General features: G+C 64.0%; 18 protein-coding genes and 4 pseudogenes. 16 read left to right on the forward strand and 6 right to left on the reverse strand.

Annotation, left to right across the window (positions count from 1 at the left end; genetic code table 11):
* Window positions 1–93 precede the first annotated feature (93 nt).
* A complete protein-coding gene (locus ACTT2I_RS16805; RefSeq protein WP_312917305.1) occupies window positions 94–333 on the forward strand; it encodes a hypothetical protein in 240 nt (79 codons plus the stop codon).
* An 18-nt stretch (window positions 334–351) separates the two neighbouring features.
* Here the strand turns inward: ACTT2I_RS16805 and ACTT2I_RS16810 are convergent, their stop codons facing one another.
* Window positions 352–675: a hypothetical protein gene (locus ACTT2I_RS16810; protein ID WP_312917301.1), complete on the reverse strand. Its 324-nt coding sequence runs from the start codon at window positions 673–675 to the stop codon at window positions 352–354.
* A 306-nt stretch (window positions 676–981) separates the two neighbouring features.
* Window positions 982–1,602 (reverse strand): TetR/AcrR family transcriptional regulator, encoded by a 621-nt coding sequence (locus ACTT2I_RS16815; protein WP_443096725.1) that lies wholly within the window; start codon window positions 1,600–1,602, stop codon window positions 982–984.
* Between the two features lie 151 nt (window positions 1,603–1,753).
* Between ACTT2I_RS16815 and ACTT2I_RS16820 the strand changes: the two genes are divergently transcribed.
* The 4 genes and pseudogenes from ACTT2I_RS16820 to ACTT2I_RS16835 all read left to right on the forward strand — a co-directional run bounded on the left by ACTT2I_RS16820 (window position 1,754) and on the right by ACTT2I_RS16835 (window position 5,299).
* Window positions 1,754–2,599, forward strand: coding sequence for a universal stress protein (locus ACTT2I_RS16820; RefSeq protein WP_312917297.1), 846 nt, complete (start codon window positions 1,754–1,756; stop codon window positions 2,597–2,599).
* A gap of 186 nt (window positions 2,600–2,785) precedes the next feature.
* Window positions 2,786–3,445 (forward strand): alpha/beta fold hydrolase, encoded by a 660-nt coding sequence (locus ACTT2I_RS16825; RefSeq protein ID WP_443096861.1) that lies wholly within the window; start codon window positions 2,786–2,788, stop codon window positions 3,443–3,445.
* A 54-nt stretch (window positions 3,446–3,499) separates the two neighbouring features.
* A pseudogene (locus tag ACTT2I_RS16830) lies at window positions 3,500–4,452 on the forward strand (alkene reductase).
* A 58-nt stretch (window positions 4,453–4,510) separates the two neighbouring features.
* Window positions 4,511–5,299, forward strand: a complete 789-nt coding sequence (locus tag ACTT2I_RS16835; protein WP_443096726.1) for an SDR family NAD(P)-dependent oxidoreductase — start codon at window positions 4,511–4,513, stop codon at window positions 5,297–5,299.
* Between the two features lie 75 nt (window positions 5,300–5,374).
* On the opposite strand, the gene ACTT2I_RS16840 is transcribed toward ACTT2I_RS16835, so the two are convergent.
* On the reverse strand, window positions 5,375–5,563 hold the full coding sequence (locus ACTT2I_RS16840) for a hypothetical protein (protein ID WP_443096727.1): 189 nt from the start codon (window positions 5,561–5,563) through the stop codon (window positions 5,375–5,377).
* On the opposite strand from ACTT2I_RS16840, the gene ACTT2I_RS16845 reads away from it, so the two are divergent.
* From ACTT2I_RS16845 to ACTT2I_RS16880, 8 genes and pseudogenes are all read left to right on the forward strand, one after another.
* Window positions 5,543–6,235, forward strand: coding sequence for an alpha/beta fold hydrolase (locus ACTT2I_RS16845; protein ID WP_443096728.1), 693 nt, complete (start codon window positions 5,543–5,545; stop codon window positions 6,233–6,235). The genes ACTT2I_RS16840 and ACTT2I_RS16845 overlap by 21 nt on opposite strands.
* Before the next feature lie 55 nt (window positions 6,236–6,290).
* Complete coding sequence (locus ACTT2I_RS16850) at window positions 6,291–6,689, forward strand: hypothetical protein (RefSeq protein WP_312917292.1); 399 nt, start codon at window positions 6,291–6,293, stop codon at window positions 6,687–6,689.
* A gap of 170 nt (window positions 6,690–6,859) precedes the next feature.
* Window positions 6,860–7,717: pseudogene (locus ACTT2I_RS16855) on the forward strand (NADH:flavin oxidoreductase/NADH oxidase family protein); the annotation flags it as partial.
* Between the two features lie 36 nt (window positions 7,718–7,753).
* A pseudogene (locus ACTT2I_RS16860) lies at window positions 7,754–8,596 on the forward strand (MDR family oxidoreductase); the annotation flags it as partial.
* Between the two features lie 99 nt (window positions 8,597–8,695).
* On the forward strand, window positions 8,696–9,526 hold the full coding sequence (locus ACTT2I_RS16865) for an alpha/beta fold hydrolase (RefSeq protein ID WP_443096729.1): 831 nt from the start codon (window positions 8,696–8,698) through the stop codon (window positions 9,524–9,526).
* Between the two features lie 208 nt (window positions 9,527–9,734).
* Complete coding sequence (locus ACTT2I_RS16870) at window positions 9,735–10,400, forward strand: NADP-dependent oxidoreductase (RefSeq protein ID WP_443096730.1); 666 nt, start codon at window positions 9,735–9,737, stop codon at window positions 10,398–10,400.
* A gap of 151 nt (window positions 10,401–10,551) precedes the next feature.
* A complete protein-coding gene (locus ACTT2I_RS16875; RefSeq protein WP_443096862.1) occupies window positions 10,552–11,982 on the forward strand; it encodes a serine hydrolase domain-containing protein in 1,431 nt (476 codons plus the stop codon).
* A 94-nt stretch (window positions 11,983–12,076) separates the two neighbouring features.
* Window positions 12,077–12,941: pseudogene (locus tag ACTT2I_RS16880) on the forward strand (IS30 family transposase); the annotation flags it as partial.
* A 513-nt stretch (window positions 12,942–13,454) separates the two neighbouring features.
* Here ACTT2I_RS16880 and ACTT2I_RS16885 read toward each other — a convergent pair.
* The 3 genes from ACTT2I_RS16885 to ACTT2I_RS16895 all read right to left on the reverse strand — a co-directional run bounded on the left by ACTT2I_RS16885 (window position 13,455) and on the right by ACTT2I_RS16895 (window position 21,329).
* Window positions 13,455–14,810 carry a Gfo/Idh/MocA family protein gene (locus ACTT2I_RS16885; RefSeq protein WP_443096731.1) on the reverse strand — a complete coding sequence of 452 codons (1,356 nt, stop codon included), beginning with the start codon at window positions 14,808–14,810 and terminating at the stop codon, window positions 13,455–13,457.
* Window positions 14,811–14,863: 53 nt separating this feature from the next.
* Window positions 14,864–17,836: a TonB-dependent receptor plug domain-containing protein gene (locus tag ACTT2I_RS16890; protein WP_421098815.1), complete on the reverse strand. Its 2,973-nt coding sequence runs from the start codon at window positions 17,834–17,836 to the stop codon at window positions 14,864–14,866.
* Window positions 17,837–17,969: 133 nt separating this feature from the next.
* The gene (locus tag ACTT2I_RS16895) at window positions 17,970–21,329 is read right to left on the reverse strand and encodes a TIM-barrel domain-containing protein (RefSeq protein ID WP_421098814.1); all 3,360 of its coding nucleotides are present in this window, start codon (window positions 21,327–21,329) and stop codon (window positions 17,970–17,972) included.
* 333 nt (window positions 21,330–21,662) lie between these two features.
* Between ACTT2I_RS16895 and ACTT2I_RS16900 the strand changes: the two genes are divergently transcribed.
* Genes ACTT2I_RS16900 through ACTT2I_RS16910 form a run of 3 tightly spaced genes read left to right on the forward strand, consistent with a single transcriptional unit; the run spans window position 21,663 to window position 25,105 of the window.
* The gene (locus ACTT2I_RS16900) at window positions 21,663–22,820 is read left to right on the forward strand and encodes an SIS domain-containing protein (RefSeq protein ID WP_293982488.1); all 1,158 of its coding nucleotides are present in this window, start codon (window positions 21,663–21,665) and stop codon (window positions 22,818–22,820) included.
* 6 nt (window positions 22,821–22,826) lie between these two features.
* Window positions 22,827–23,753 (forward strand): ROK family protein, encoded by a 927-nt coding sequence (locus tag ACTT2I_RS16905; protein WP_421098813.1) that lies wholly within the window; start codon window positions 22,827–22,829, stop codon window positions 23,751–23,753.
* 23 nt (window positions 23,754–23,776) lie between these two features.
* Window positions 23,777–25,105, forward strand: a complete 1,329-nt coding sequence (locus ACTT2I_RS16910) for a D-tagatose-bisphosphate aldolase, class II, non-catalytic subunit (RefSeq protein WP_421098812.1) — start codon at window positions 23,777–23,779, stop codon at window positions 25,103–25,105.
* Window positions 25,106–25,114 lie beyond the last annotated feature (9 nt).

Genomic DNA, 25,114 nt, shown 5'->3' on the forward strand with positions numbered 1-25,114 from the left:
TGCACCGCCCTGGCCCTGCTGTGCATGTCATCGGCGGCTCCCTGGGCTGCATCAGCGCAAACCGGAGCGGCGCCAAGTTGCGTGGAGATAGAGGTGAACGGCGAGCGCATTCGCGATTACGAGTGCTTTAGCAGGCTGCTGAAGACAGAAGCAGCGAGTTCCGCAGCAACCGCCCCGCAGCTTTCCTCCGAGCAGCGCATCCGCCAGCCGCCTTCGGCGCTGGGGCTGGCCAATCGCGCGGCCACCCAACAACGCATGGGCAGCGCATTCGGTGTTTCCACCCAACCGCAGCGCCCGCCACCGGTCCCACTGCCGCCCCGTCCAGGCAATTGATCCAGTGCTGCCGCCGGCTCAGTGACGGGACGGGGCTTCCACTGCCGGTTGCAGTGATAGCCCAAGGTTCAAGGGCTGACGCATGTCGGCAGGCGGCGCTGATGGCAACAGCGCACTGTTCAAGAGCCCGCGCAGATCGGCATCCACGGCAGCGTCGCCCAGCGATACAAAACGGCTGTCGATGATCCGTCCGCTTTCATCTATCCACAATGACACCGTCAGTGTCGCCGTCGCTGCTTCGCCGCGCCCTGCAAGCCAGGCCTGCAAACGCTCCACGCGCGGGTCGTCCGCGCGTGCCAGTTGTTGCGCCAACCTCTCGCTGGCCTGGTTGGCATATGCCATCCAGTGCGCGGGTACAGCATCAGCAGCGGCCGCGGAGCCTGCCACGGCCAGTCCACCCAACACTCCCCAGCGGCACGCCTGCCGCCACCATTGGCGGACGCGCTGCGACCACCCTCCTGCATGTTCTGCCATCGCCGCGACGCTGCCTGCACCAAAGAAGAATAAAACCAACCGCGTAGCACAATGTACGCAGCAACCCCCGGTCCCCCGGACGGCAGCCACTATTACCGCGGCGCGTGACAGGACGATGGCGGCAGCTTGTATCCCGGCGAACAACGCATCACGTTGCCGTAGCGAAGTTGCGGGTCAGCCAGCATCTTCGAGCAGGCAGCGCACCAGTTTCTCAACCAAGCGGCTTACCTGCTTGCGATCGACCTCCGCCCCCACCGCACCGCGGACCATCACGCCGTTGAAGATCGCCGAGATCATGTTCATCCGCAGCTCCACCTCTGCCGCGTCCATCCCTTCTGGCAGGCCGACCCGATTGGACAGCGCCATGAACTCGCCTGTCACCACCTTGTCCGATTGGCGCAGGATGCGGCGGATGGCCGTATTGCGTGCGGCTTCGGCGGCGAGCTCCAGTTGCAGCTCCAAGTAGGCCGGGTCCAGGCAGCGGTCCACCGAGTCACTCGCCTGCCGCGCGACGCGGGTTGCCAGGCTGCCACCGCTTTCGTCTTCCTGCAGCTTGCGGGCCAGCTCGGAGAGGTTCTGTTCCTCGCGCTTGGCGATGGCCTCGACGATGGCTTCCTTGTTCTCGAAGTAGTGATAGATGTGCCCCGGGCTCATCCCGGCCGCCTTCGAGATCTTGGCGATGCTGGTGCCGTGGAAGCCATTGCGTCGGAAACAGGCGCTGGCCGCGTCCAGCACCTGCTGGCGGCGCGCCTCGCCCTTGTCCTGTCCCAGCGGAGCGCTGCTGCTCGCATTCATGAAGTGAACCTGGAGATGTCCCGATCGGATTGGCGCATGACCGCGGCCGCGTTGTGTAGTATGATCATTCTAACTAGAACGATCATTCTAATTCTGGTTTGAAGCCCGCATGGCCACCCCGCCACCGAGCCGAGCACAACAGAGCACGCCCATGACTACCCTGCTGAAAGACATTGCAGTGCTGTTCGACGCCAGTGAATCCGGCCAACAGATCCTGGATACGGCAACCCGCTTGGCCGGCGGCCATGGCTCGCATCTGATCGGCATCACCGCTCTGGCCCAGCAGCCGGCAACCCTGCAGGCAGGTTTCGCCAAGGGCGAGGCACTGCATGAAGTCATCGTCCGTCACCAGTCGGTGATGGCCGCGCGTGCGCTTCAGCTCGGGCAGAGCTTGAACGATGCCTTGAATCGTCATGAGGTAAGCGGCGAACTGCGGGTGATATCGCATGCCGAGTCCAGCAGTGAATCTTCACTGCATGCCTTGTACTGCGACCTGCTGGTGGTCAGCCATCCGAACATCCCGGCCTCGCCACTGACCTGGTCCGCACCGCAGATCCTGCAGCAATCCGGCATACCCATCCTGATCGTGCCGCGTGACTGGGCGGATAAACCCATCGGGAAGAAGGTACTGGTCGCATGGAACGGCAGCCGGCAATCACGCCGCGCCATTGCCGACGCGATGCCGATGCTCATCAAGGCCGAAGAAGTCACCTTGCTGATCATCGATGCCGAACGCAACGCCGAGCTGCACGGCGACGAACCGGGCGCCGACATGGCCGCCTATCTCGCCCGCCATCACGTGAGAGTTGATCTGCAGCGCGTCACCTCCGCAGGTGTTCCCATCGCCGAGGTGATCGTCGCGCATGCACAGGACGCGCAGTGCGATATGGTGGTGTTTGGTGCGTATAGCCGCCCAAAACTTAGTGAAGCGCTGTTCGGCGGCGTGACCCGGACCCTGCTTGCGGAGGTTCCAGTTCCGCTGTTCGTTTCACAATAGCTGCAACGATCACGTCACTGCGTAGAACAACAGCTGGGCGCACACGATCAAGCAGTGCGTCAGGCCAAACCAATCTCCTGCTGACTCTCCTTCAGCGGGGATGCCTCCCGGTCTCTCCCCCGACCGTGGAGTCCTGCAGTCCCTTGGACTGCGCGAATGTCGCGATGACGTCCGCGCCGGGAGGTCATCCTCTACAACGGCCGCGGCATCGCCTCTTCGACCGGCACGCCTCGCAGCCGGATCGAGGACATGGCGGACGATATCGCCTTGGTGATTCGGGCTTTGCAATTGCCACAGGTTGATTTGCTGGGATTCTCAATCGGTGGCTTCCAAGTTCAGGAAGTCGCGCTGCGTCATCCGCAGCTGGTCCGCAAGCTTCTCCTTCTTGGGACAGGGTTGCGGGGTGGTGATCCGAAGATGGAGCTCAAGGTGTTGGGTGTTGCACCCAATCCGGTACCGACTGCAGAGGACTTCCTCTATCTGTTCTTCGGCCGCTCGGAGGCCGCCAAGCAGGCTGGATTGGCCTTCTGGCAGCGTCGCCACCAGCGCTTGGAGCAGGATCCGCCCAGCTCCATGGAAGTCGCCCAAGCGCAAGCCGAAGCACATGCCGCCTACCTGCAGCCGCTGCCGGGCTTGAAGCCTTACGCCTTCCTGAGCGCGATCACCCAGCCGACCCTGATCCTCAATGGCGTCCAGGACGTGAGGATCCCGACGATCAACTCCTGGCATCTGTCACAGAACATTCCCAACGCACAGCTCTTGATCTACCCCGACGCTGGGCACGGCGCTCAATTCCAATATCCCGAACGCTTCCTGAAACACGCGACCCAGTTCCTGGACGAGTGATGCCGTTGCGCATCTCCCATTTCCGCCTGACCAATGACAGCACAGCAAACCACTATGACTGACAAATCGATTTTCGAGCCCTACAACCTCGGCCCCCTCAAACTCTCCAACCGCATCGTGATGGCGCCGCTCACGCGCAATCGTGCAGGTCCCGGGCTGGTTCCCAGCGAGCACGCGGCCACCTACTACAGCCAGAGCGCCTCGGCCGGCCTGTTGATCACGGAAGCTACCCAGATCTCAGCACAAGCGCAGGGCTACCAGGACACTCCCGGTCTCTACACGCAGCCCGCGCCGCGACCAAGGTCTTCGTCAACAACGGATTTGCCGATGTGTCGGAGCCACGCTCGCTTTCACTGGACGAGCTGCCGGGCATCATCAACGATTTCCGCCAGGCCGCTGCCAACGCGATCGAAGCAGGTTTCGACGGCGTGGAAATCCACGGTGCCAATGGCTATCTGCTTGAACAGTTCATCAAGGACGGCGCCAACCAGCGCACCGACGCCTACGGCGGCTCGATCGAGAACCGCGCACGCCTCTTGTTGGAAGTAACCGCCGCAGTAATAGAGGAAATCGGTGCCGATCGCACTGCCGTACGTATCTCACCGGTATCGCCAGCCAACGGCATTTCCTGCAGCGATCCACAGCCGCAGTTCGACTACGTCGCCGAGCAACTCAGCGCTCTTGGCATCGTTTATCTGCACGTGGTCGAAGGTGCCACCGGCGGTCCGCGCGATGCCGTGCCGTTCGATTTCGATGCGTTGCGTAGCCGCTTCAAGCACACCTACCTGGCCAACAACGGTTACGACCTCGAATTGGCCAACGCGCGCTTGATCGGTGGAAAAGCCGATCTGTTCGCCTTCGGACGCCCGTTCATCAGCAACCCCGATCTGGTCGAACGACTGAAGGCCGGCGCCCCTCTGGCTGCGCTGAACCCCGCCACGCTCTATGGCGGAAGCGCCGCAGGCTACATCGACTACCCGGCCCTCTCCAGTTCCAGCACCCCTTAACAGGCCCCCACGCTGCAACTAGCGGCATGGAATCACCTTTCAATTCAGAGATACTCTCATGACTACTCGTACCACTGTTCTCATCACCGGCGCCTCGACCGGCATTGGCGCCACCTATGCGGAACGCTTCGCACGCCGCGGCCACGACCTCGTACTCGTTGCCCGTGATAGGGCGCGCCTGGAAACGCTCGCTGCGCGCTTGCGCAAGGAGACCGGCGCTGCCGTCGACATCCTCCCGGCCGACCTGACCCAACCTGGTGATCTAGCCGCAGTCGAAGCGCGCCTGCGCGAAGACGCCAGCATCGAGACTCTGATTAACAATGCCGGGGCCACGCTGTCCGGTCCGTTCATCAACCAGGCGACTGACGATGTCGCCCGCCTGGTCGCCCTCAACACCACGGCGCCAGTGAGACTGGCCAGTGCCATCGCGCCGCGCCTGGCGGAGGCCGGCAAGGGTGCAATCGTCAATATCGGCTCGGTGGTCGGCTTCGCGCCCGAGTTCGGCATGTCGGTCTACGGTGCGACCAAGGCCTTCGTGCTCTTCCTTTCCCAAGGGCTGAGCTTGGAACTCACCCCGAAGGGCGTCTACGTTCAGGCCGTGTTGCCTGCTGGAACGCGTACTGAGATCTGGGAGCGCGCGGGTATCGACGTCAACACGCTTTCCGAGCTGATGGACGTGAATGAACTGGTGGATGCTGCACTGGTCGGCTTTGACCGGCGCGAAGGCGTCACGATCCCGCCGCTGCATGATGCCGCACGGTGGGATGCGCTGGATGGCGCGCGTCAAGGGCTGCTTTCGGACCTTCGGCAGGCACACGTGGCCGAGCGCTACAAGCCCGCTGCGTGATCTAGGTCGCTCTCACCTCTCTCGGAACCCTCCTGCGAAGTTCCGGCCGCTGGACCAGCACCCTTGGTCAACACCTCAACAGGTATCCACATGACCGACACGCATCTCTCCACGCCCACGTGCTTCGCCGATGTCGGCGGTACGCGATTCGCGTACCGCCGCTGGGGCAATGCCGATTCCGCACAGCCACCACTGTTGCTGCTGCAGCACTTCCGCGGCGGCATGGACCATTGGGATCCGTTGATGACCGATGGCCTTGCCCATGGCCGCGAAGTCATTCTCTACAACGGCCGTGGCGTTGCCTCATCCAATGGCCAGCCGCGAACCCGCATCGAGGACATGGCCGATGATGCAGCCGCCTTCGTTCGTGCGCTGGGTTTGCACAAGATCGACGTACTAGGGTTCTCGCTGGGCGGATTCCAAGCGCTGGACCTGACCTGGCGTCATCCCCAACTGGTGCGCAAGCTGATGCTGCTTGGCACCGGCCCGCGCGGCGGCGCCCCGGATATGGAGCCGCAGGTGCTGACCACGGCGCCAAGGCCGGTTCCCACCTTCGAAGACTTCGCGTACCTGTTCTTCGGCCGATCGGAGCAGGCCAAGCAGGCAGCGCATGAGTTCTGGCAGCGTCGGCATCAGCGTGTCGACCAGGATCCACCGTCCTCACCCGAAGTCACCGAGGCCCAGATCGAGGCCAACATGCTGTACCTACCCAGGCTGTCGGAAGACGACCCCTTTTCCTACCTGCGCGAGATCCAGCAGCCGACCTTCATCCTCAACGGCGTGAACGATGTGATGGTCCCAACCGTCAACTCGTTCTACATGGCCCGCAACCTGCCGAACGCACAGCTTTTCATCTACCCAGATGCCGGGCATGGCGCACAGTTCCAATGCGCGCAACGCTTCCTGCATCACGCGGTTGGGTTCTTGGACGAGTGACAGCCCCTACACGCACCGCCCCAGATCCAGGTTTCCGCATTCAAAGGCACCTGCCATGCTCAAGTTCAAGTTTCTGCTGTGGGCATTCGCCCAGCTCCTAAAGAGACAGATCAAGCGCAACCCCGACTGTGCGCGCTACATCGCTGACAAGCGTCTGGTATTCCAGATTCGCACCGCATCGAACGTGGGTCGCCACTATGTGATCGGCGATGGCACGCTCCGCTCACGAGCCGGGCTGGCAGCGAATCCCCAGTTCACCCTGAACTTCACCGATGCCGCGAAGGGCTTCGCGATCCTGTCTGCCAAAGACAGCCAAGCCGCATTTCTGCGGGGTCTGGGCAGTCAGGACTTGACCATCAGCGGCGATTTTTCGGAGGTCATGTGGTTCCAAGGCCTGACCGCGTTCCTGCAGCCGCCGAAAGTCGTCTCTCCTTATGATCGCACCGCGTTCTGAGCTCGTCATGCAAACAAATCTGCTGAGTCACCCCCTTCACCTGCCCAATGGCAGCGTGCTGCGCAACCGCCTTGTCAAAGCGGCTATGAGCGAGACCTTGGGCACCTATGATAATCGCCCCACACCGGATCTGGTTCGGCTTTACAAAAGGTGGGCTGCGCGGCGTGGGGATGATCATGACTGGCAATGTCATGATCGACCGCCGCGCGCTTGGCGAACCGGGCAACGTGGTAATCGAGGACGAGGACGACTTGCTTGTCCTGCGGCAGTGGACACAGGCGGCCACCGGGCAAGGGACGGCCATTTGGGCACAGCTCAATCATCCAGGCAAACAATCGACCAAGGGCCTTAACGCTTACAACCTAGCCCCCTCGGCTGTGCCGTTCCGCGAGGACATGGCGGCATTCTTCGCGACCCCGCGCGAGGCCACAGCATCGGAAATCCAGGACATCATCAAACGCTTCGGGCGCAGTGCAGCCATCTGCATGAAGGCCGGGTTCAGTGGTGTGCAGATCCACGGGGCTCATGGCTATCTGATCAACCAGTTCCTGTCGCCGCACCACAATCGCCGCAGCGATGAGTGGGGCGGTAGTCCCGAGAAGCGGCGCCGCTTCGTGCTGGCCGTCTATGCGGAAATCCGCAGCCAAGTTGGCACCGATTTCCCCGTGGGAATCAAGCTCAACTCGGCCGACTTTCAACGTGGTGGCTTCACCGAAGAAGAATCGATCGAGACGATCCGCGCACTGGCCGACGCAGGCATCGACCTGATCGAAATCTCCGGCGGCACCTACGAGGCACCCGCCATGAACGGTGCAATGCAAGACCCCAAGAAAGCGTCTACCGAAGCCCGGGAGGCGTACTTCCTCGAGTTCGCCGAGAAGGTGCGCGCCACCGTGAAACTGCCGCTGATGGTCACTGGCGGTTTCCGTACGGCCGCTGGCATGAATGCTGCCCTTCGCTCCGGTGCGCTGGACCTGATTGGCTTGGCGCGACTGCTAGCAATCGACCCCGACGCTCCCTCGGCCTTGCTGCAAGGGCGCGACAGCCTGCAGCAGGTGCGTCCGATCAGCGGCCAGGCGTCGGTCATCCGCCAGTTCCCGCTGATTCCAGGCATCGACTTCGCCGGTGTCGTCGAGTCATCGACCTATCCCGGCATCGTGGCTGGCGATCATGTGTTGGCCAATGGATGGGGACTGAGCCAGACCCACCACGGAGGCTTTGCCCAAAAGGCGCGAGTGAGCGGTGATTGGCTGGTCAAGATTCCCGATGTTTTTTCGACCAAGGATGCCATGGCCATTGGCACCGCCGGTTACACCGCCATGTTGTCTGTGCTGGCGTTGGAGCATGGCGGCCTGACACCCGAGCGCGGGGACATCCTGGTTACCGGCGCCAATGGCGGTGCCGGCTCGGTGGCGATTGCCCTGCTGTCCAAACTCGGTTATCGCGTGATCGCCTCGACCGGACGTCTTGAGGAAGCCGACTACCTGCGTGCACTGGGAGCAGCCGAGATCATCGACCGCCAAACACTGTCAGAAGCAGGCGCACCGATCGGCAAGGAGCGCTGGGCCGGTGCCATCGACTCGGTTGGCAGCCATACATTGGCAAACGTCCTGGCGCAGACCCGCTATCGCGGCGTGGTTGCAGCCTTCGGGCTCGCACAGGGCGCGGATCTGCCGGCCTCGGTCCTGCCTTTCATCCTGCGCAACGTCACCTTGGCCGGCATCGACTCGGTCAATGCACCCCAGCCGGTGCGGCTGCAGGCGTGGTCGCGTCTGGCCAGCGACCTGGATCTGGACAAGCTTGCACGGACCACCCAGATGATTGGCTTGGCAGGGGTTACTCAAATCGCCAGCCAGATCCTCGCAGGGAAGGTTCAAGGGCGCACTATCGTCGATGTGAACGCCTGATCGCCAACGCGGGGAGCTTGAATCCCCCACCATTTGCCGCATCACACGAAACGCCTTGAAATGGCGATGACTCTTATCGAAGCCCCTCCAGGATTGAGCATGCCTTACATCGATACCCCCAACCGATCGATTGATGTCGACGGGACTGCTTTCGCATACCGGGACCTGGGGCCGCGCACTGACGTGCCACTGGTCTTGCTCAACCACTGGGGCGCGGTCCTGGACAATTTCGATCCAAGTATCGTCGATGGGCTGTCCCGCAAACATCGCATCATCGCCCTCGACTACCGGGGGATCGGTGCTTCCGGTGGAACGGCACCCATGACCATCGAAGCGATGGCAAAGGATGTGATCACTTTGATACACACACTGGGTTTCGAGAAGGTCGACCTGCTCGGCTTCTCTCTCGGCGGATTCGTGGCGCAGGACATCGTACTGAAAGCCCCTGAGCTAGTACGCCGACTCATCCTGACTGGCACTGGGCCAGCAGGCGGCGAAGGCATCGATCAGGTTGGAGCAGTCTCCTGGCCGTTGATGGCCAAAGGCTTGCTGACGTTGCGGGATCCAAAGACGCACCTGTTCTTCACCTCCACGGTCCGTGGTCGTCAAGCTGCGGCCGCTTTCCTGGACCGGCTGAAGGAGCGCAAGGCGGATCGGGACAAGGGGCCGACACCCAGCGCTTTCCTGCGGCAGTTGAAAGCCATCAAGGCCTGGGGCCGGCAGGCGCCTCAGGATCTAGGCAGCATCAGCATCCCCGTGCTGATTGCAAATGGCGATAACGACATCATGGTGCCCACCGTGAACAGCCATGACATGGCACGACGCATACCGGGCTCGCAACTGGTCATCTACAAAGACGCCGGACATGGGGGAATCTTCCAGTACCACGACGAGTTCGTATCCAAGGCACTGGCCTTCCTCAAAGACTGAAAGTTCCGATCAGGGTTCAGCGCCATCGCCTAAAAGTACTGGCCACCGCACCGACAGCAAACATCAGCCCGGACACGGGAACTCGACCTGAGGCCGTTCAAGGAAAACGAGCAATCCCATCGATCCGAGCGTCAATACTCAAGACTGCCCGACGCAGGCAGATCTGCCTGAATCACACTCGTTCAAAACTCTGGAGAGAAGTTCCCTCATGAAAGCCTTCCTCATTGATCGCTACGGAAAAAAAGAAACCGGTCGCATCGCCCAGATGCCAGAGCCCGAACTTCGGGACGATGAAGTCCTAGTCAAGGTCCAAGCGGTGGGCGTCAACGTTCTGGACGCCAAGATCAAAAGTGGTGAATTCAAACTCATCCTGCCCTATCGCATGCCCCTCGTGTTAGGTCATGACGTCGCCGGCGTGGTTTTAAAAGTCGGCCCAAGCGTGCGGCAGTTCAAGCCAGGTGACGAGGTTTATGCGCGGCCAGACGACTTCCGGATCGGCGCCTTCGCAGAGTTCATTGCCGTCAAGGAAGCCTCACTTGCTCCCAAGCCTATAAATCTCAGCATGGAGGAGGCGGCCTCCATCCCGCTAGTCGCACTGACCGCCTGGCAGGCCTTGGTCGAAGCCGCCAAACTGAAGAAGGGGCAGAAGGTGTTCATCCAGGCAGGTTCCGGTGGCGTGGGCACGATTGCCATCCAGCTGGCTAAGCATCTGGGCGCAATCGTCGCTACGACCACCAGTACCAACAACGTCGAATGGGTCAAAGCACTCGGCGCGGATGTCGTCATCGACTACAAGACGCAGGACTTCGCAACCGAGCTAAACGACTACGACGTGGTGTTGAACAGTCTGGGCAACGACGAGCTCAAAAAGTAGCTGCAGATCCTCAAGCCAGGCGGGCACCTCGTATCCATCTCCGCCCCCCCCCACCCCTGCCTTCGCTGTCGAGCGAGGGCTCGCTTGGCCGCTACAACAAGTACTACGCCTGCTGAGCCGCGCCATACGGAAGAAGGTATCAATCGTGCTCATGTTGTTGGTCCCATCCGCATCCGCGCAGGAGCTGACGCCAGAGGTCCAATCTCGGATTGCCAGGGTGGAACAGGGCCTTTCGAGTCGTGTAGTCGTCAAGGACGCACCCGACCAAAAGATGTCGCTTGCCGCACGCATGGCTTTCCATGACGTTCCTGCGGTCAGCATTGCCCTCATCAACAACGGGCGCGTCGAGTGGGCACGCGCGTACGGCGTGCTCGATGTGGACCGCCGGCGTCCTGCTACGACCGAAAGCCTGTTTCAGGCTGGCTCGGTCAGCAAGTCGATCAGTGCGCTAGGCGCGTTACGCCTGGTCGAGCAGGGAAAATTGTCTTTGGACGGTTCTGCGAACGAGCAGCTGGGCAGCTGGAAGATTCCGGACAACCGCTTCACCCAGCAACGTCCTGTCACGTTACGCGACCTGCTCAATCACAGTGCGGGCATGAACATCCATGGCTTCAACGGCTACGCTCAGGGCGAAGCAGTACCTTCACTGCTGCAGGTGCTGGATGGCGTGCCGCCAGCCAACTCCGAACCGGTCCGCGTAGAGGCTATACCCGGAACCGAATGGAAGTACTCCGGTGGCGGCTACACCGTTGTTCAACTGATGATGGCCGAAGCTTGTGGGAAGTTGTTTCCCGAGCTGATGCGGGAGCTGGTCCTGGGCCCGTTGGATATGAAGGACAGTACCTTCGCCACGACCTTGCAGCCGATTTGGAAGACACGGGCAGGGATTGGACATCACACCAACGGTGAGCCCGTCTCTGGCGGCTGGCATGTCTACCCCGAATCGGCTGCGGCCGCGCTCTGGTCCACACCGACGGATCTGGCCAAGGTGGTAATCGATATCCAACAAGCGCAGTCCGGCAAGCCCGGCAAGGTACTGTCCAGTGCGATGACTACCATGATGCTGAGCCGCGGGTTGGGCGAGTATGGCTTGGGGCTGTATGTTGAAAAGCTGGGTGAGGGCATCAGCTTTGCGCATTCAGGGGGCACCGACGGGTTCCGCTCACAGCTGTACGGCTACACCCACACCGGACAAGGCGTGGTGGTGATGACCAATAGCGACAACGGCGCCGCCCTGATCGACGAGATTCTTGTGAGCGTTTCGGCCGAATACGGGTGGCCAGAGTTCCAGATTACTGAAAAGGTCGCGCTCCCATCCGACCCGGTCGCCAACGCGAAGCTCGTGGGTAATTATATTCTCGTAGACAAGCCTGCCCAAGTCGTTGCCGAGGGCGATCATCTGTATCTCCGCAGCGAGTTGTTCGGCGAGCGGCCGATGCAGCTTTTTGCGCAATCAAAGAACCAGTTCTTCATGACAGCACAAGACATGACGGTTGAATTCCAGCAGGTCGGTAACGACAAAGCGAAAAGTTTTTCGCTGAAGCGCGGAAATAACACCTACATCGCCACCTCGGCGCGATAGGGGGTAAGCCACTGCCCAAGGTCTGCTTCTGGCCGCGGATTCAATTGATCGATGCAACACACTAGGGCTGCCATAGGCAGCGGGAGTGTTGCAGATGAAGTACCGACAGCGGATACACTACACCGATAGCCAGAAGTCGCTGATGTGGGATCGCTGGCAGCGCGGCGAGTCCCTGCACCAGATAGCAGCGCTGTTTGATCGACATCACAGCTCGGTCCGAGGAATCCTTTCGGAGTCCGGCGGCATTCGCCCCCCATTGCGGAGGCGTTCGACACGGACGCTGAGCTTGGCTGAGCGCGAAGAGATATCCCGTGGCATCGCAGCTGGGAGGTCTATGCGTGCAATAGCAGCCTCACTGGGCTGAGCCCCGTCGACAGTCAGCCGCGAGCTGCAGCGCAATCATGGGACGCAAGGTTATCGAGCAAATCAAGCCGACGAGCGCGCTTGGGAGCGGGCTCGGCGACCCAAGCTCTGTAAGCTCACAACTCATCGAGCCTTGGCGAAGATGGTGGCCGGCAAGTTGCGGCGACAGTGGTCACCAGAGCAAATCGCTGGCTGGCTGAAGCACCTGTATACAAACGACATGAGCTGCCAGGTGTCCCACGAGACGATCTATCGCACGTTGTACATCCAGTCTCGCGGCGCCCCTTAAGCAGGCGCTTTTGGCGCATTTGCGCCGGACCCGCGGCATGCGTCGCTCGCGCCACCACACACAGAAAACGGCTGATCACGGCAGGATCAAGGACACGATATCGATCAGTCAACGTCCCGCCTCAGTCGAGGATCGAGCGATCCCTGGCCACTGGGAAGGCGACCTGCTGTTTGGCGATCGTGAGAGCCAGATTGCGACTCTGGTAGAGCGGAAGACGCGGTATGTAATGCTCGTTAAGTTGGATGGAAAAGACACTTCCACCGTAGTCAAAGCGCTGATCAAAAATGCGCGCCGTCTCCCTCGGGAGGCCGACCATGGCGGTTGGCGTCGATGATGGTGCGTGGGCAGATTCTTCTGGCAACAGGTTTCGAGCTACACAAAAGTCTGCACATGCTCTTAGGTTGGGTCGTCCGAGTCGGCGCGAAGAGGTGCACTGAGCCGCTAGGGCGACCCGCCCGTCAAAGAGGCGCGCAAAATCGGCGCTGCGCAGCGTATTGATCGGCTGACTGGTTCCGGGTGATGCTGGTTGCTTATGGTCAATTCAGCAAGAATTACGTCTTGCGGATTGCAACCCTTGTCACAAGATCGACTGGGGGCATGCGTGGGGGCATTTTGATTTTTAGTTTTATTGAAAGTTAATTATAATCAGATGGATGGTTGATTTATTCGAATCCCTCCGGGCGCACCATCCTTGCCACTTCCCCGTGTTCATTGCTGCGCATGCGCTGATCGCGCCCAGGCTGGGCCGCGCCATCGCCTGGCCGACCGGGTCAGGGATGGCCGGTACGCATCGGTACCGGCCATGCGACGTCAGTCTTGCTCAGTACGTCCCATCAAACGCAAAGATCGGCTTGCGCTGCTTCCACAGCCCGGCGGTGAAGTCCGGGAACTCCAGCGTCTGGAAGCTGTTGGCGATGGACTGCTCGGACAACGGCGTGATCGCGCTCCAGGTGACCGCGTCGTAGATGTCGATCGGCATCGGTGCCTTGGCCTTGAGGGCCTCCACGAAGGCATGGATGACGAACCAGTCCATGCCACCGTGGCCGGCGCTGGCCGCGGTATCGGCATGCTGCTTCCACAGCGGGTGCTCGTACTGGTCCTGGTAGGCCTGGAACGGTTCCCACTTGTGCGGCGGGCTGCGGCCTTCGATATGGATGGACTGGTTCACATCCATCCACAGGCCCTTGGTGCCCTGCACGCGGAAGCCCATCGAGTACGGGCGCGGCAGCGAGGTGTCGTGCTGCAGCAGGATGGTTTCGCCGTTCTCGCAGGCCAGCGTGGTGGTGACGATGTCGCCGAGCTTGAAGTTCACCTTGGTGCTGGGATGGGTGGTGCCGCCGCTCTTGGCCACGGTGTACTCATGCAGACCGCGCGCCTTGCTGGCAAACGCATTGATGTGGGTGAAGCGGTTCCCACGGTTGATGCCGGTGTACATCGCGCACGGGCCGATGCCGTGGCTGGGGTACAGCTCACCGTTGCGCTTCACCGAGTGCTCGGTGCGCCAGCGGGCTTCGGACCAGCCCTTGGCGCCGAACTCCACGCCGCTGTCATAGGGCTGGCTGGGGTCGCCGGAATTGAACTTCACCCCGCGCAGGTCGTGCTGGTAGCCGCCCTGCAGGTGCACGAGTTCGCCGAACAGGCCTTGCCGCACCATCTGCAGCGCTGCCATCACGTCGCGGCGATAGCAGACGTTCTCCAGCAGCATGTAGGGGGTGCCGGTGGACAGCTGGGTCTTGAGCACATCCCAGTGGTCCTGCAGGGTGATGCCGGCCACCACTTCGCAACCCACCGCCACCTTGGCCTGCATGGCCGCGATCGCCATCGGTGCGTGGTATTCCCACGGCGTGGCGATGATCACGCCGTCCAGGCCGCGCTGCTCGATCAACCGCTTCCAGGCGTTGACGTCGCCATCCTGGCCGTACGCCTTGGGCGCCGGTTTGCCGGCCTTGGCCACCATGTCCATGCCGCGCTTGAGCATGATCGGTTCGATATCGCACAGCGCGACCACCTCCACGTCATCGCGGCGGACCAGCTCTTTGAGCAACACCTGGCCGCGCATGCCGGTGCCGATCAGGCCCAGCCGCACCTTGCGCGCGCGTGCCCAGGCGGGCGTGTTGGGCAGCAGGCTGGTGGCGGCGACGGCCGCGCTGGCGGCGATGAATTCTCTGCGTTTCATGGACAGTACCTCGTGTGAAGATCGCGCCGGCCGGGACCGGCGCGGGGGAAGCATCAGAACTTGTAGCCGACGGTGAGACTGTAGCCGCGACCGAAGATGGTGGCGTAATCGCTGGAATCGCCCAGGAAGCTGTTCGGGTCATAGAACGGCAGACGGTCGAACAGATTCTTGATGGTGAAGCCGACGTTCCAGTGCTCGTCAGGACGCCAGGCCACGCTCAGGTTGGCGGTCCACCACGACGGCGCACCATCGCACTTGCTCTGCTCCACCGGCAGGTAGCCGGCGGTGCAGGTCTGCGGGTTGTTGTCTTGCTCGTCGATCTGCTGCAGCGCCCACTTGGTGCCGCCGACGTAGTTGACGAAGACGCTGGTGGTGACCTGCTTGTAGCTCCAATCCGCGTTCAACGTGGCGCGCAGGCGGGGGTTGTTGTAGTAGCCGACCAGGTCGCCGTAGTACCAGCCGCTTTCGTCATCCAGGTAGGAACGGTTGCGGTTGGCAATGGTGGCAGCCACGCCAATGTTGAGGTTGCCCCATTCGCCCAGCGAGAAGCGGCTGCGCGCGTCGATGTCGAAGCCGTCGATCAGGGTCTTGCCGCGGTTCTTGTACTGGCCCACCACGCTGGCCACGTTGCCCACGCTGTAGCCGGGCAGCGTGCCAGGGCAGGCAACGCCGCTGGCCGGGTCGGCGCACATCGCCGCCAGGGCGGCCAGGTTGGCGCGGTCGCTTTCGGTGATCGGCGAACGGCTGGAGGAAATGATGTCTTCGTCGCGGGTGAAATCCGGGGCGACGATTTCATTGCTGCGGTAGATGAACCAGTAATCGGCCGACACCGACAACCATTGGGTCGGCTCGTAGACGAAACCGAGCGTGGTGATCTTGGCCTTCTCCGGCTTCAGATCCGGGTTGGGCTGGGTCATGCGCGCCACGGTGCGGCTGCAATCGGTATTGAGCAGGGTATTGCCCAGGTCCACGTCACCGCCGCGCTGCGACTTCAGCAGCAGGTTGGCGATCGCGTTGGTCTCGTTGCAGCGCACTTCATCACGGTAGCCCCCCAACTGGGCGAACACGCCGCCGTTGCCGGACTCGGCCAGGCTGGGCGCGCGGAAGCCGGTGGAGTACGTGCCGCGCAGCATCAGCTGGTCGAACATCTGGTACTTCAGGCCGATCTTCGGGGCCAGGTTGGCGCTGAAGTCCGGGTACTTGTCCACGCGCAGTGCGGCGTCCAGTTCCAGCTTCTCGGTGAGCGGCGCCACCGTCTCGGCGAACAGCGCATAGGTGTTGCGCTTGCCGTCGAACCACGAGCCACCCTGCTGGGTGATCAGGCCGTTGGCCGCGTCCGGGTTGCCAGGCGTGTAGAAGGTCTCGCGGCTGGCGTTGAAGCCGAAGGCCGCACGCACTTCGCCGGCCGGCATCTGGAACAGCGGGCCTTCGATCTTGCCATCCAGGGTATGCAGGCGCGTCCAGGACTGGATATCGAAGGTCGGGAACGCTTCGCGGATCAGCGCGGCGTTGGCCTCGCTGATCTCGCCGAACTTGTAGGCCGGGTGGTCGGAAATGATGACGCGGCCAGTGCCCGGGTCGATGGAGTACGGGCCAAAGGCCTTCTCGAAGCCGGCCAGGTTCACGTTGGTGGTCTGGTAGGTGACCGAGTGGCTGCCCGCAGTGGCGAAGGCGGTTTCCCAGTTCCAGTCGCCAATGTCACCGCGCAGCCCGGCCACCACGCGGTAGCTCTGATCGGTGTTGCGCTGGCCGAAGTGGTTGGCGCCCACGTCCTGCAGCAGGTACTGCAGGCCGACCACGCCACCCATCAGTGCCTTCAGCTCGGGCGAGGCGTGGTTGTACTCGTTGTTCGGGCCCAGATACGGATACAGGAACTGGTTGACCGTGGTGCCGGTGTTGCGCGAGAACCAGCTGGTCGGGTTGCCGGTGGTGGTGCCGTAGGCGCGCGGCGTGCCACCGTTGGCGGTCAGGTCGATGTCGGTGTAGGTCGCCTCGGCGAAGGCTTCGGTGCTGTCGCCGATCAGGAAGTGCGCGTTGACGTAGGCAGTGTTGCGCTCGGACTTGGCGCCGGCGTCGATCTCGTTGTTCATCCACGTCTCCCAGATACAGCGCGGGCCGGCCGCTTCGCTGGTGAGCACGTTGTTGCAGCCCGGCGCGGCTTCCTGCACGCGGCGGCCGGTGACCGGATCGAACGCGAAATAGCTGCCCGGATTGAACTCGCCCGGCTTGCTGCCGGTGCCCAGGCGCAGGTTAGGCAGGTAGTTGGGGTTGTTGACGTAGTACTGGTCGGGCCGCTTGTCGTAGAAATCGCTCAGCGGAATCGCATCGCGCCGGTACAGGTTCACCGAGGCATAGACGTTGTAGCGGTCTTCATCCAGGTCGCCGAAGCCGGCGGTGATGCTGCCCTGGTGCTCACCGTAGGAGCTGATCCGCGAGGATCTGTCGGTGGTGAGGTTGATCTCCGCGCCCTGGTAGGAACGCTTGGTGATCACGTTGATCACACCGGCCACCGCATCTGTGCCGTACACCGCCGACGCGCCGTCGGTCAGCACTTCCATGCGCTCGATCGCCGCGGCGGGGATCGCATCGATGTTGACGAACTGGGTCTGGAAGCCGGCCGGCGCTCCGTAGTAGGACAGGCGGCGACCGTTCAACAGCACCAACGTGCCCTGCGCGCCGAGACCGCGCAGGTTGGCCTGCGAGGCGCCGTCCGAGCCGGTGAACAGCGAGCGCGCATCCTGCTGGCCCGGGCGGGCGGCCGGCAGGTTGTCGAGCACCTGCAACAGCGTGCGCGCGCCCATGTTCTCGATGTCCTGCTTGCTGATCACCTGCACCGGCGAGGCGGTTTCCACATCACTGCGGCGGATGTTGGAGCCGGTCACCTCGATGCGCGACAGTTCGGTGGCTTTCGTACCCGGCGTTGCGTCCTGGGCGCTGGCACTGCCGACCACCGCAACGGCCAGGCCGAGTGCGATGGACAAGGGGGTGGCGGTGATGCGGCGATGGCGATGGCGTTCGGTCAACATCTTTGGCTCCTTGTTCGATCCGCAGCGTGGGGCTGGCGGTGGATGGGTGTTTTCGGGCAAACGTCCCCCGTGCCACGGCCAAGCGGCCGTAGACGGGAAACGGGAGAGAGCGGTGGTTCGAAAGGCGGTTCGGTTACGGCGACACGATGCTGGCGGTATCGCCCTCCTGTCCGATCAGGGCGGCATTGGCCCAGTTGCCACAGACCTGCGCGGGGTGATCGCCCTGCGCCCCGAGCGTGCGCAGGCTCAGCCGCTGCAGGCCGCGCACGTCCAGCTCCGGTTTGACCACGCCGGGTGCGTTGACCAGGCCGCTGTCGTACAGCAACCGACCATCGCCCCAGACCTGGAACTGCATGCCGCCGGCGGTGCGGCATTGATCATCGATACCCAGATCGGCGCGCAGCAGGCGCCAGCTGCCGCCCAGCTGCAGGTCGATCCGGCTGCTGGCGTCGACGCCCAGGCCGCGGCGGAAATGCAGGCCGTTCATGCGCATCCCGGCCTGCCCACCGAAGGCATGGTCGGTGGCGACGCTGGCCTTCAACGGCGCCGGCAGCGGCAACGCGGACAGATACAGCTGCTGCGCCGGGCCGTCCGGCTGCGGATGCTCCAGCACGTGGAAGGTGGACAGCACGATCGGGCCGACATCGCGCGGCTGCAGCGCATCCACCGCACGTGCCACGCTGCCCTGCGCAGCCGTCACCATCGGATCGGCACCGCTGGCGCCATCACCTTCCGGGTTCTGCGTGCTCAGCACGCGGAAGCGCAGCAGGCGGCCGGCGTGGGCGGGGAAGTCGATCTGCTGCATGCCCTGCTGCAGGGTCAGACGACCGCGCTTGATCGGTTCGCCCCACTCGCCGTTGCTGTCGGCCATGTAGATCTCGTAATCGCGGATCTGGCTGTTCTTCCAGTGCTGGTCGTTGCGCGGCGCCAGTTCGATGCCGTCGATCAGCTTGCGTTCGCCGAAGCCGAGCACCCACTCGTGCGCGCCGGTCTTGACCGCCTGGTTGCGCACCGTGCGGAACCACGTGGCCGGATCGTCGTCGAAGGCCTTCTCCATTTCGTAGCCCTGCTCCTCGGCCGGGCGGTTGACCACCAGCAGACTGTCGGAGGGCAGCGCGCGGCCCAGTTCCGGGGCGGCCGGGAAGGCATCGTCGGCCGGTGCGGCGGCAACCGGCAGGTCCAGCTGCAGTGCGAGCGCCTGGCGGATATCGGTCGGCGCGGTGCGCACATGCACGGTGCCGCGGCGTTCGGCCGCGTCGAAGTACCAACCTTCGTTGGCGCCCTGCCAGGCCGCCTGGTCGGCCAGCATCGGCAGCACGCGACCGTCCAGCGTCACCGCGGCGGGGCGCTGGCGGCTGAGCACGCGCAGCGCATAGCGGCGCTGCGGCAGCTGACCGGCGTACTGGCCCTGCACCGGATCGATGCGCACCTGCACTGGGCCGCTGCCCTGCGCCGGTGCCTGCACGTGGATCTGCTGGGTGCTGGATTCGCCCTTTTCGTAGCGGCGGGTAGCACCGTCGTCTTCGTAGAGGGTGTAGCGGGCCTCGCCCTGCGGGTACAGATCGAAGGTCACTTCATCCAGCGGCTTCTCACCGTCGTAGAGCATCGCCGGGTACATCGGGATGATCGCGCCGGCGCGCACGAACACCGGGATCGTGGCCAGGTCGACCGGGCGGTCCAGCGAGCGTCCTTCGGCACCGGCGAGCAGCTGGCGGCCATCCCAGTAGTCGATCCAGCGGCCCTGCGGCAGGTGGATGTCGCGGCGCCAGCCACGGCTCGCGGCCTGGCTGCGGTACACCGGCGCGATCAGCAGCTCGCGGCCGAGCAGGAACTGGTACTTGTGCGCTTCGGTATAGGCCTGCGGGTCCTGCGGGTAGTCCCACATCAGCGCGCGCAGCAGCGGGGCACCGGTGGTCGCCGCGTCATGCGCCAGCCCGTACATGTACGGGGTCATGCGCATTTTCAGCTTGAGGTAGTCACGGTTGACGCTGCGGTAGGGTTCATCGAACCACCACGGGTGCTTGCGCGCATTGCCCGACCAGCCGGACATGCCCATCAGCACGGGGGTGAAGCTCTTCCACTGCAGGTCGCGGGTGAAGGTCTCGGCGCTGCCGCCGAAGATCGCGTCCACATCGCCACTGGCGTAGGCCATGCCGGACAGGCCTGAGCCGATCAGGGTCGGGATGTGCCAACGAATGTAGTCCCAGCTGCTGCTCTGGTCGCCGGTCCAGGCCACCGCGTAGCGCTGGATGCCGCCCCAGCCCATCACCGTCCACAGGAACGGGCGCGACTCGGAGTTGTGCAGGATGCCGTTGAACGCGGACTGGTTGGCATCCATCGCGAACTGATAGCCCTTGCCGGTCCAGGCCACGTCCAGCTTCTGTACGCGGCTGCCGGCGGTGCCCACTTCCCAGGCGATCTTGTCGACGCCGTTCTCGGTCCACAGCCCGGTCTTGAAGCCGTACTTCGCCAGCCCCTGCACGGTCTCGGGCAGCTTTTTGTAGCCGCAGCCGTAACCATCGTTGGGCAGGATCCAGCCGCCGGGCATGTCGTGGTCGCGGTACTGCCTGGCCACGCTGTCGACGACATCCGGCGTGGTGCCGGTCGGGCCATCGCTCCAGCCTTCGGGCACGCTGCCGGGCTTCTTGATGTTGTCACCGTCGTTGTAACAGTCGGCGTCGCCATAGGAGAACGCCCAGCGCGGCAGCAGACCGGCGCGGCCGGTCAGCGTGGTGTAGCGGTCCAGCAGGGTATGCAGGCTGGGCCCGACGAAGTAGTACGCATCGAAGCGGTCTTCGCGGTGCAGCAGCGTGGCCTGGTCGGCCTGGCGCAGATCGTAGGTGCCGTCGCTCCACGTGTTGCGCAGCATGCCCCAACCGCGCGAGCTCAACAGCATCGGCGCCGGGTTGGGACGATCGCCCTCTTCCCAGCCACCGGAGTACGACACCTCCAGTTCGCGGCCCTTGAACTCGAAGCGACCGTTCTGCTGGCCGCCGCCGTAGAAGTGCTCATCGCTGTCGCTGGAGAGCACCTGCACGCTCTGGTCCTTGTCCAGGTCCAGCGGCTGCAGTTCGCGCCACAGCGCGACATCGCGGTCGCCCTCACGGCGTACCAGCGACAGACGCAGTGGCTGGCGCTGGATATGCAGCACCAGGGCATCGGTGCGGATGCGCACCTCGTTGGCATCTTCTTCCAGCTGGGCGGCGACCTTCGCGGGCGCTTGCGGCAGCACGATCGGAGCAGCCTTGTCGCCGGCACCGGTGAGCGTGCCGTTGCGGCCGGCCCGCACGCGCAGCACGTCATCGCGCAGCAGGTCCACGCGCACGGTGGCGCCGGTATCGGTGCTGAGTGTCCAGCCGGCGGTGCCGTCGTTGGCGGGGGTGGCACTGATCGCACGCAGGTTGCCCACGGGCGCGGCACTGGCGGTGCCGCCCAGCGCCACTGCGGCAAGCAGTGCGATCGTCAGACCAGTGCGTCGTAACCGGAAGTCCACCTTGCCCCCAAGCCCGCGGTCAGCGGGAAACTGAAACCAGTGCGGCCGACTCTAGGGCAGGGTCTCGAAAGATGTCAACAAATTGCAAAGAAAAAGGAAGGATAATTTATATAAAACGAAAGATAATGCACCGCCCTGCTTTCCAAACGGCGCCTGAATACGCGTTTCCATCCGTCTGAAACCTTGCTGCGGCGCGGCATTACGGCGACGACCGGAGAGCTGCCCGCCCAGAAGACGACGAAAACTGTGACCGAACGACCTTTTCTTTATCTTTCGATATTTGACATTTCGAAAGAAAACACAGAAGGTGCGGTCGCCCAACAGGAATTGCGAATGGACGCTTCTCTGCTCCCTGATTTGCCCGCGTGGCAGCGCCTCGGTGGCGCCTATACCGCCGAAGAAATCGCTCAGCAGCCCCGTCTATGGGCCGCGCTGGCCGGCCTTCTGGACACGGCGCAGGCGCGCATCGACGGCTTCCTCGGGGAAGCCCTGCGCGATCCCGGCCAGTTGGTGATCTTCACCGGCGCCGGCAGCTCGGGCTTCATTGCCGAGATGGTGGCCGACCAGATCAATGCGCAGTGGCCTGCCGAGGTCCGCGCCGTGCATACCACCAGCCTGCTGACCCATCCGGCGTTGTACCTGCGCCGCGACCGCCCGACCCTGCTGGTCTCGTTCGGGCGCAGCGGCTCCAGCCCGGAGAGCGTGGCCGCAGTGGATCTGGTCCGCGACCAGGTCGAGCAGGCGCGCTTCGTGGATATCACCTGCAATGCCGAGGGCGAACTGGCCAAACGTGGCCACGGCCGCAGCGATACGTTGTCGCTGCTGATGCCGGTGGCCAGCTGCGACCGCGCCTTCGCCATGACCAGCAGCCTGAGCTGCATGCTGCTGGCCGCGCTGAGTGCGTTCGACAGCGCCCCGTGGGCGCAGCGACTGCAGCGTCTGCACACCCTGGCCAGCCACGGCGAACGTGCGCTGGATGCCTGGGACGGCGCAGTGGGCGCCCTGGCCCAGGCGCCGTATTCGCGCGTCATCTATCTCGGCAGCGGTCCACTGGAAGCGGTCGCCCGCGAGGCCGCGCTGAAGGTGCTTGAACTCACCGCCGGCCGCGTGCTGGCGCTGGCCAATACGCCGCTGGGGTTCCGCCATGGGCCCAAGTCCACCCTCAACCGCGAGACCCTAGTGGTGATGCTGCGCAGCGCGCAACCGCTGGCCCGCCGCTACGAGCAGGACCTGTTGAACGAACTGCGCCGCGACGGCATCGCCGGGCGGGTGCTGTCGATCGGACCGGACGATGCGGACCGCGCCGACGGCGACTTCGTCCTCGCCGCACCCGCACTGCCCGATCCGTGGCTGGCCCCGCTGTGGCTGCTGGTGCCGCAGTGCTATGCGCTGCAGCGTTCGGCCGCGCTTGGCATGACGCCCGACAATCCCTTCCCCGACGGCACGGTCAACCGTGTGGTGCAGGGCGTGACCATCCACCCCCACGGCTGAGCACGCATGCAGACCTGGTACGGCATCGACATCGGCGGCACCAAGATCGAGCTGGTCGCGTGCGATGCCACCCTGGTGGTCCATCACCGCCAGCGCGTGGCGACACCGACCCGCGACTACGCCGCGTTCCTGCAGGCCATCGTCGATCTGGTCGACGCGGCAGACGCTGCCCTCAGCCAGCGCGGGGTGGCGGTCGGCATCGGCCTGCCCGGCGTGCGCGACCGCGCTAGCGGCCGCCAGCTCAGTGCCAACGTGCCCAGCCTGACCGGTCACACGGTCGGCGCGGACCTGCAGGCACGCCTGCAGCGCCCGTTGGAACTGGGCAACGACCTGCAGTGCTTTGCCTTGTCCGAAGCGCATGACGGCACCGCCGCCGGGTATCCCAGCATGTTCGGGGTGATTCTCGGCACCGGCGCGGGCGGTGGCTTCTGCGTGGGTGGCCGGCTGATCGCCGGGCACAACGGCATCGCCGGCGAGTGGGGCCACTGGAGCCTGCCCGCCACGCTGCAGCAGCGCCACGATCTGCCGCTGCTCGCATGCGGGTGTGGCCTGCGCGGCTGCCTGGAGCGCTACGTGTCCGGCAGCGGCCTGGCGATGATCCATGAACGCCGTGGTGGCGATGCGCTGGACGCCGCCGAGGTGGTCGCACGTGCCCAGGCCGGCGATGCCATCGCACAGCAGGCGCTGGCCATCCACCGCGACCTGCTCGGCTACAGCTTCGCCAGCCTGATCCTCGCGCTGGATCCACACGTGATCGTGCTCGGCGGTGGCCTGTCCAAGCTGGAGCAGCTGTACCGCGATCTGCCCGCCGCGATCGCGCCCTACCTGTTCGACGGCGTGCGCGTGCCGCCGATCCTGCCGCCCACCTTCGGCGATGCCGGCGGTGCGCGGGGCGCCGCCCTGCTCGCGCGCCAGCACCATCCCTCCCCCTGAACACCGTTGTTACTGGAGTTGCCATGTCCGCCGTCCAATCGTTGATCGCCGCCCATCGCCAAGGCCACCCCGTCGGGCTGTACAGCGTGTGCTGCAGCAACGCGCAGGTGTTGCTGGCGGCGATGCAGGTCGCGCAGCGCTATGACACGCTGCTGCTGATCGAGGCGACCTCCAACCAGGTCGATCAGTTCGGCGGCTACACCGGCATGACCCCGCCGCAGTACCGCGATTACGTACTGCAGCTGGCGCGCGATGCCGGGTTCCCGGCCGAGCGGCTGGTGCTCGGTGGCGACCACCTCGGTCCCAACGCCTGGCAGAAGGGCCCGGCAGACGCTGCAATGGCGAACGCGCGTGCGCTGATCGCCGCCTATGTCGCTGCCGGTTTCCACAAGATCCACCTGGACTGCAGCATGTCCTGCGCCGATGACCCGACGCCGTTGCCGGACGCCATCGTCGCGGCGCGCTCGGCCGAACTGGCGCGCATCGCCGAGCGCACCGCGGCCGAGCACGGGCTTACGCCACCGGTCTACGTGATCGGCACCGAAGTGCCGATTCCCGGCGGTGAAGCCTCGCTTGCCGGTGGCCTGCAGGTGACTACACCGGCCGCTGCGGCGACCACGCTGGCGATCCACCGCGAGGCGTTCTCCGCCCCGGACCTACTGCCGGCGTGGGACCGCGTGATCGCGATGGTGGTGCAGCCCGGCGTGGATTTCGACCACAGCAGCGTGCACTACTACGACCCCGCCGCCGCCGCGGACCTCTCGGCCTTCGTCGAGCAGCAGCCGCGCATCGTGTTTGAAGCGCACTCCACCGATTACCAGACCGAAGCCGGCCTGCACGCGCTGGTCCGCGATCACTTCGCGATCCTGAAGGTCGGCCCGGCGGCGACCTACGCCTTCCGCGAAGCAGTGTTCGCGCTGGCCATGATCGAGCGTGAGCTGCTGCCCGCCGCGCAGCACTCGCAGCTGATCGAGGTGCTGGACCGCTGCATGGTCGACAAGCCCGCCAACTGGCGCAGCTACTACCAGGGCGACGAACACGAACTGCGCCTGCTGCGCGCGTACTCGCTCAGCGACCGCAGCCGCTATTACTGGGGCGAGCCGGCGGTGCAGGCCGCGCTGGACACGCTGGTCGCCAATCTCACCGCGCACGCGCCGCCGCAGATGCTGCTCAGTCAGTTCATGCCCGAACAGCTCAAGGCGATCGAGGCCGGCGAGCTGCAGCCCGAACCGCTGGCGCTGATCCAGCACAAGGTGGCGCTGCGCCTGGCCGAGTACGCCCGCGCCTGCAATCGCAACGTTTCGGGCGCGCATAACGAAACCCGGCAGGCCAAGGAGCTTTCGGAACGGTAAGCTTCGGCT

The organism is Stenotrophomonas sp. PUT21, assembly GCF_052232875.1.
In the GTDB taxonomy this organism is placed as follows: Bacteria; Pseudomonadota; Gammaproteobacteria; order Xanthomonadales; family Xanthomonadaceae; genus Stenotrophomonas; species Stenotrophomonas maltophilia_N.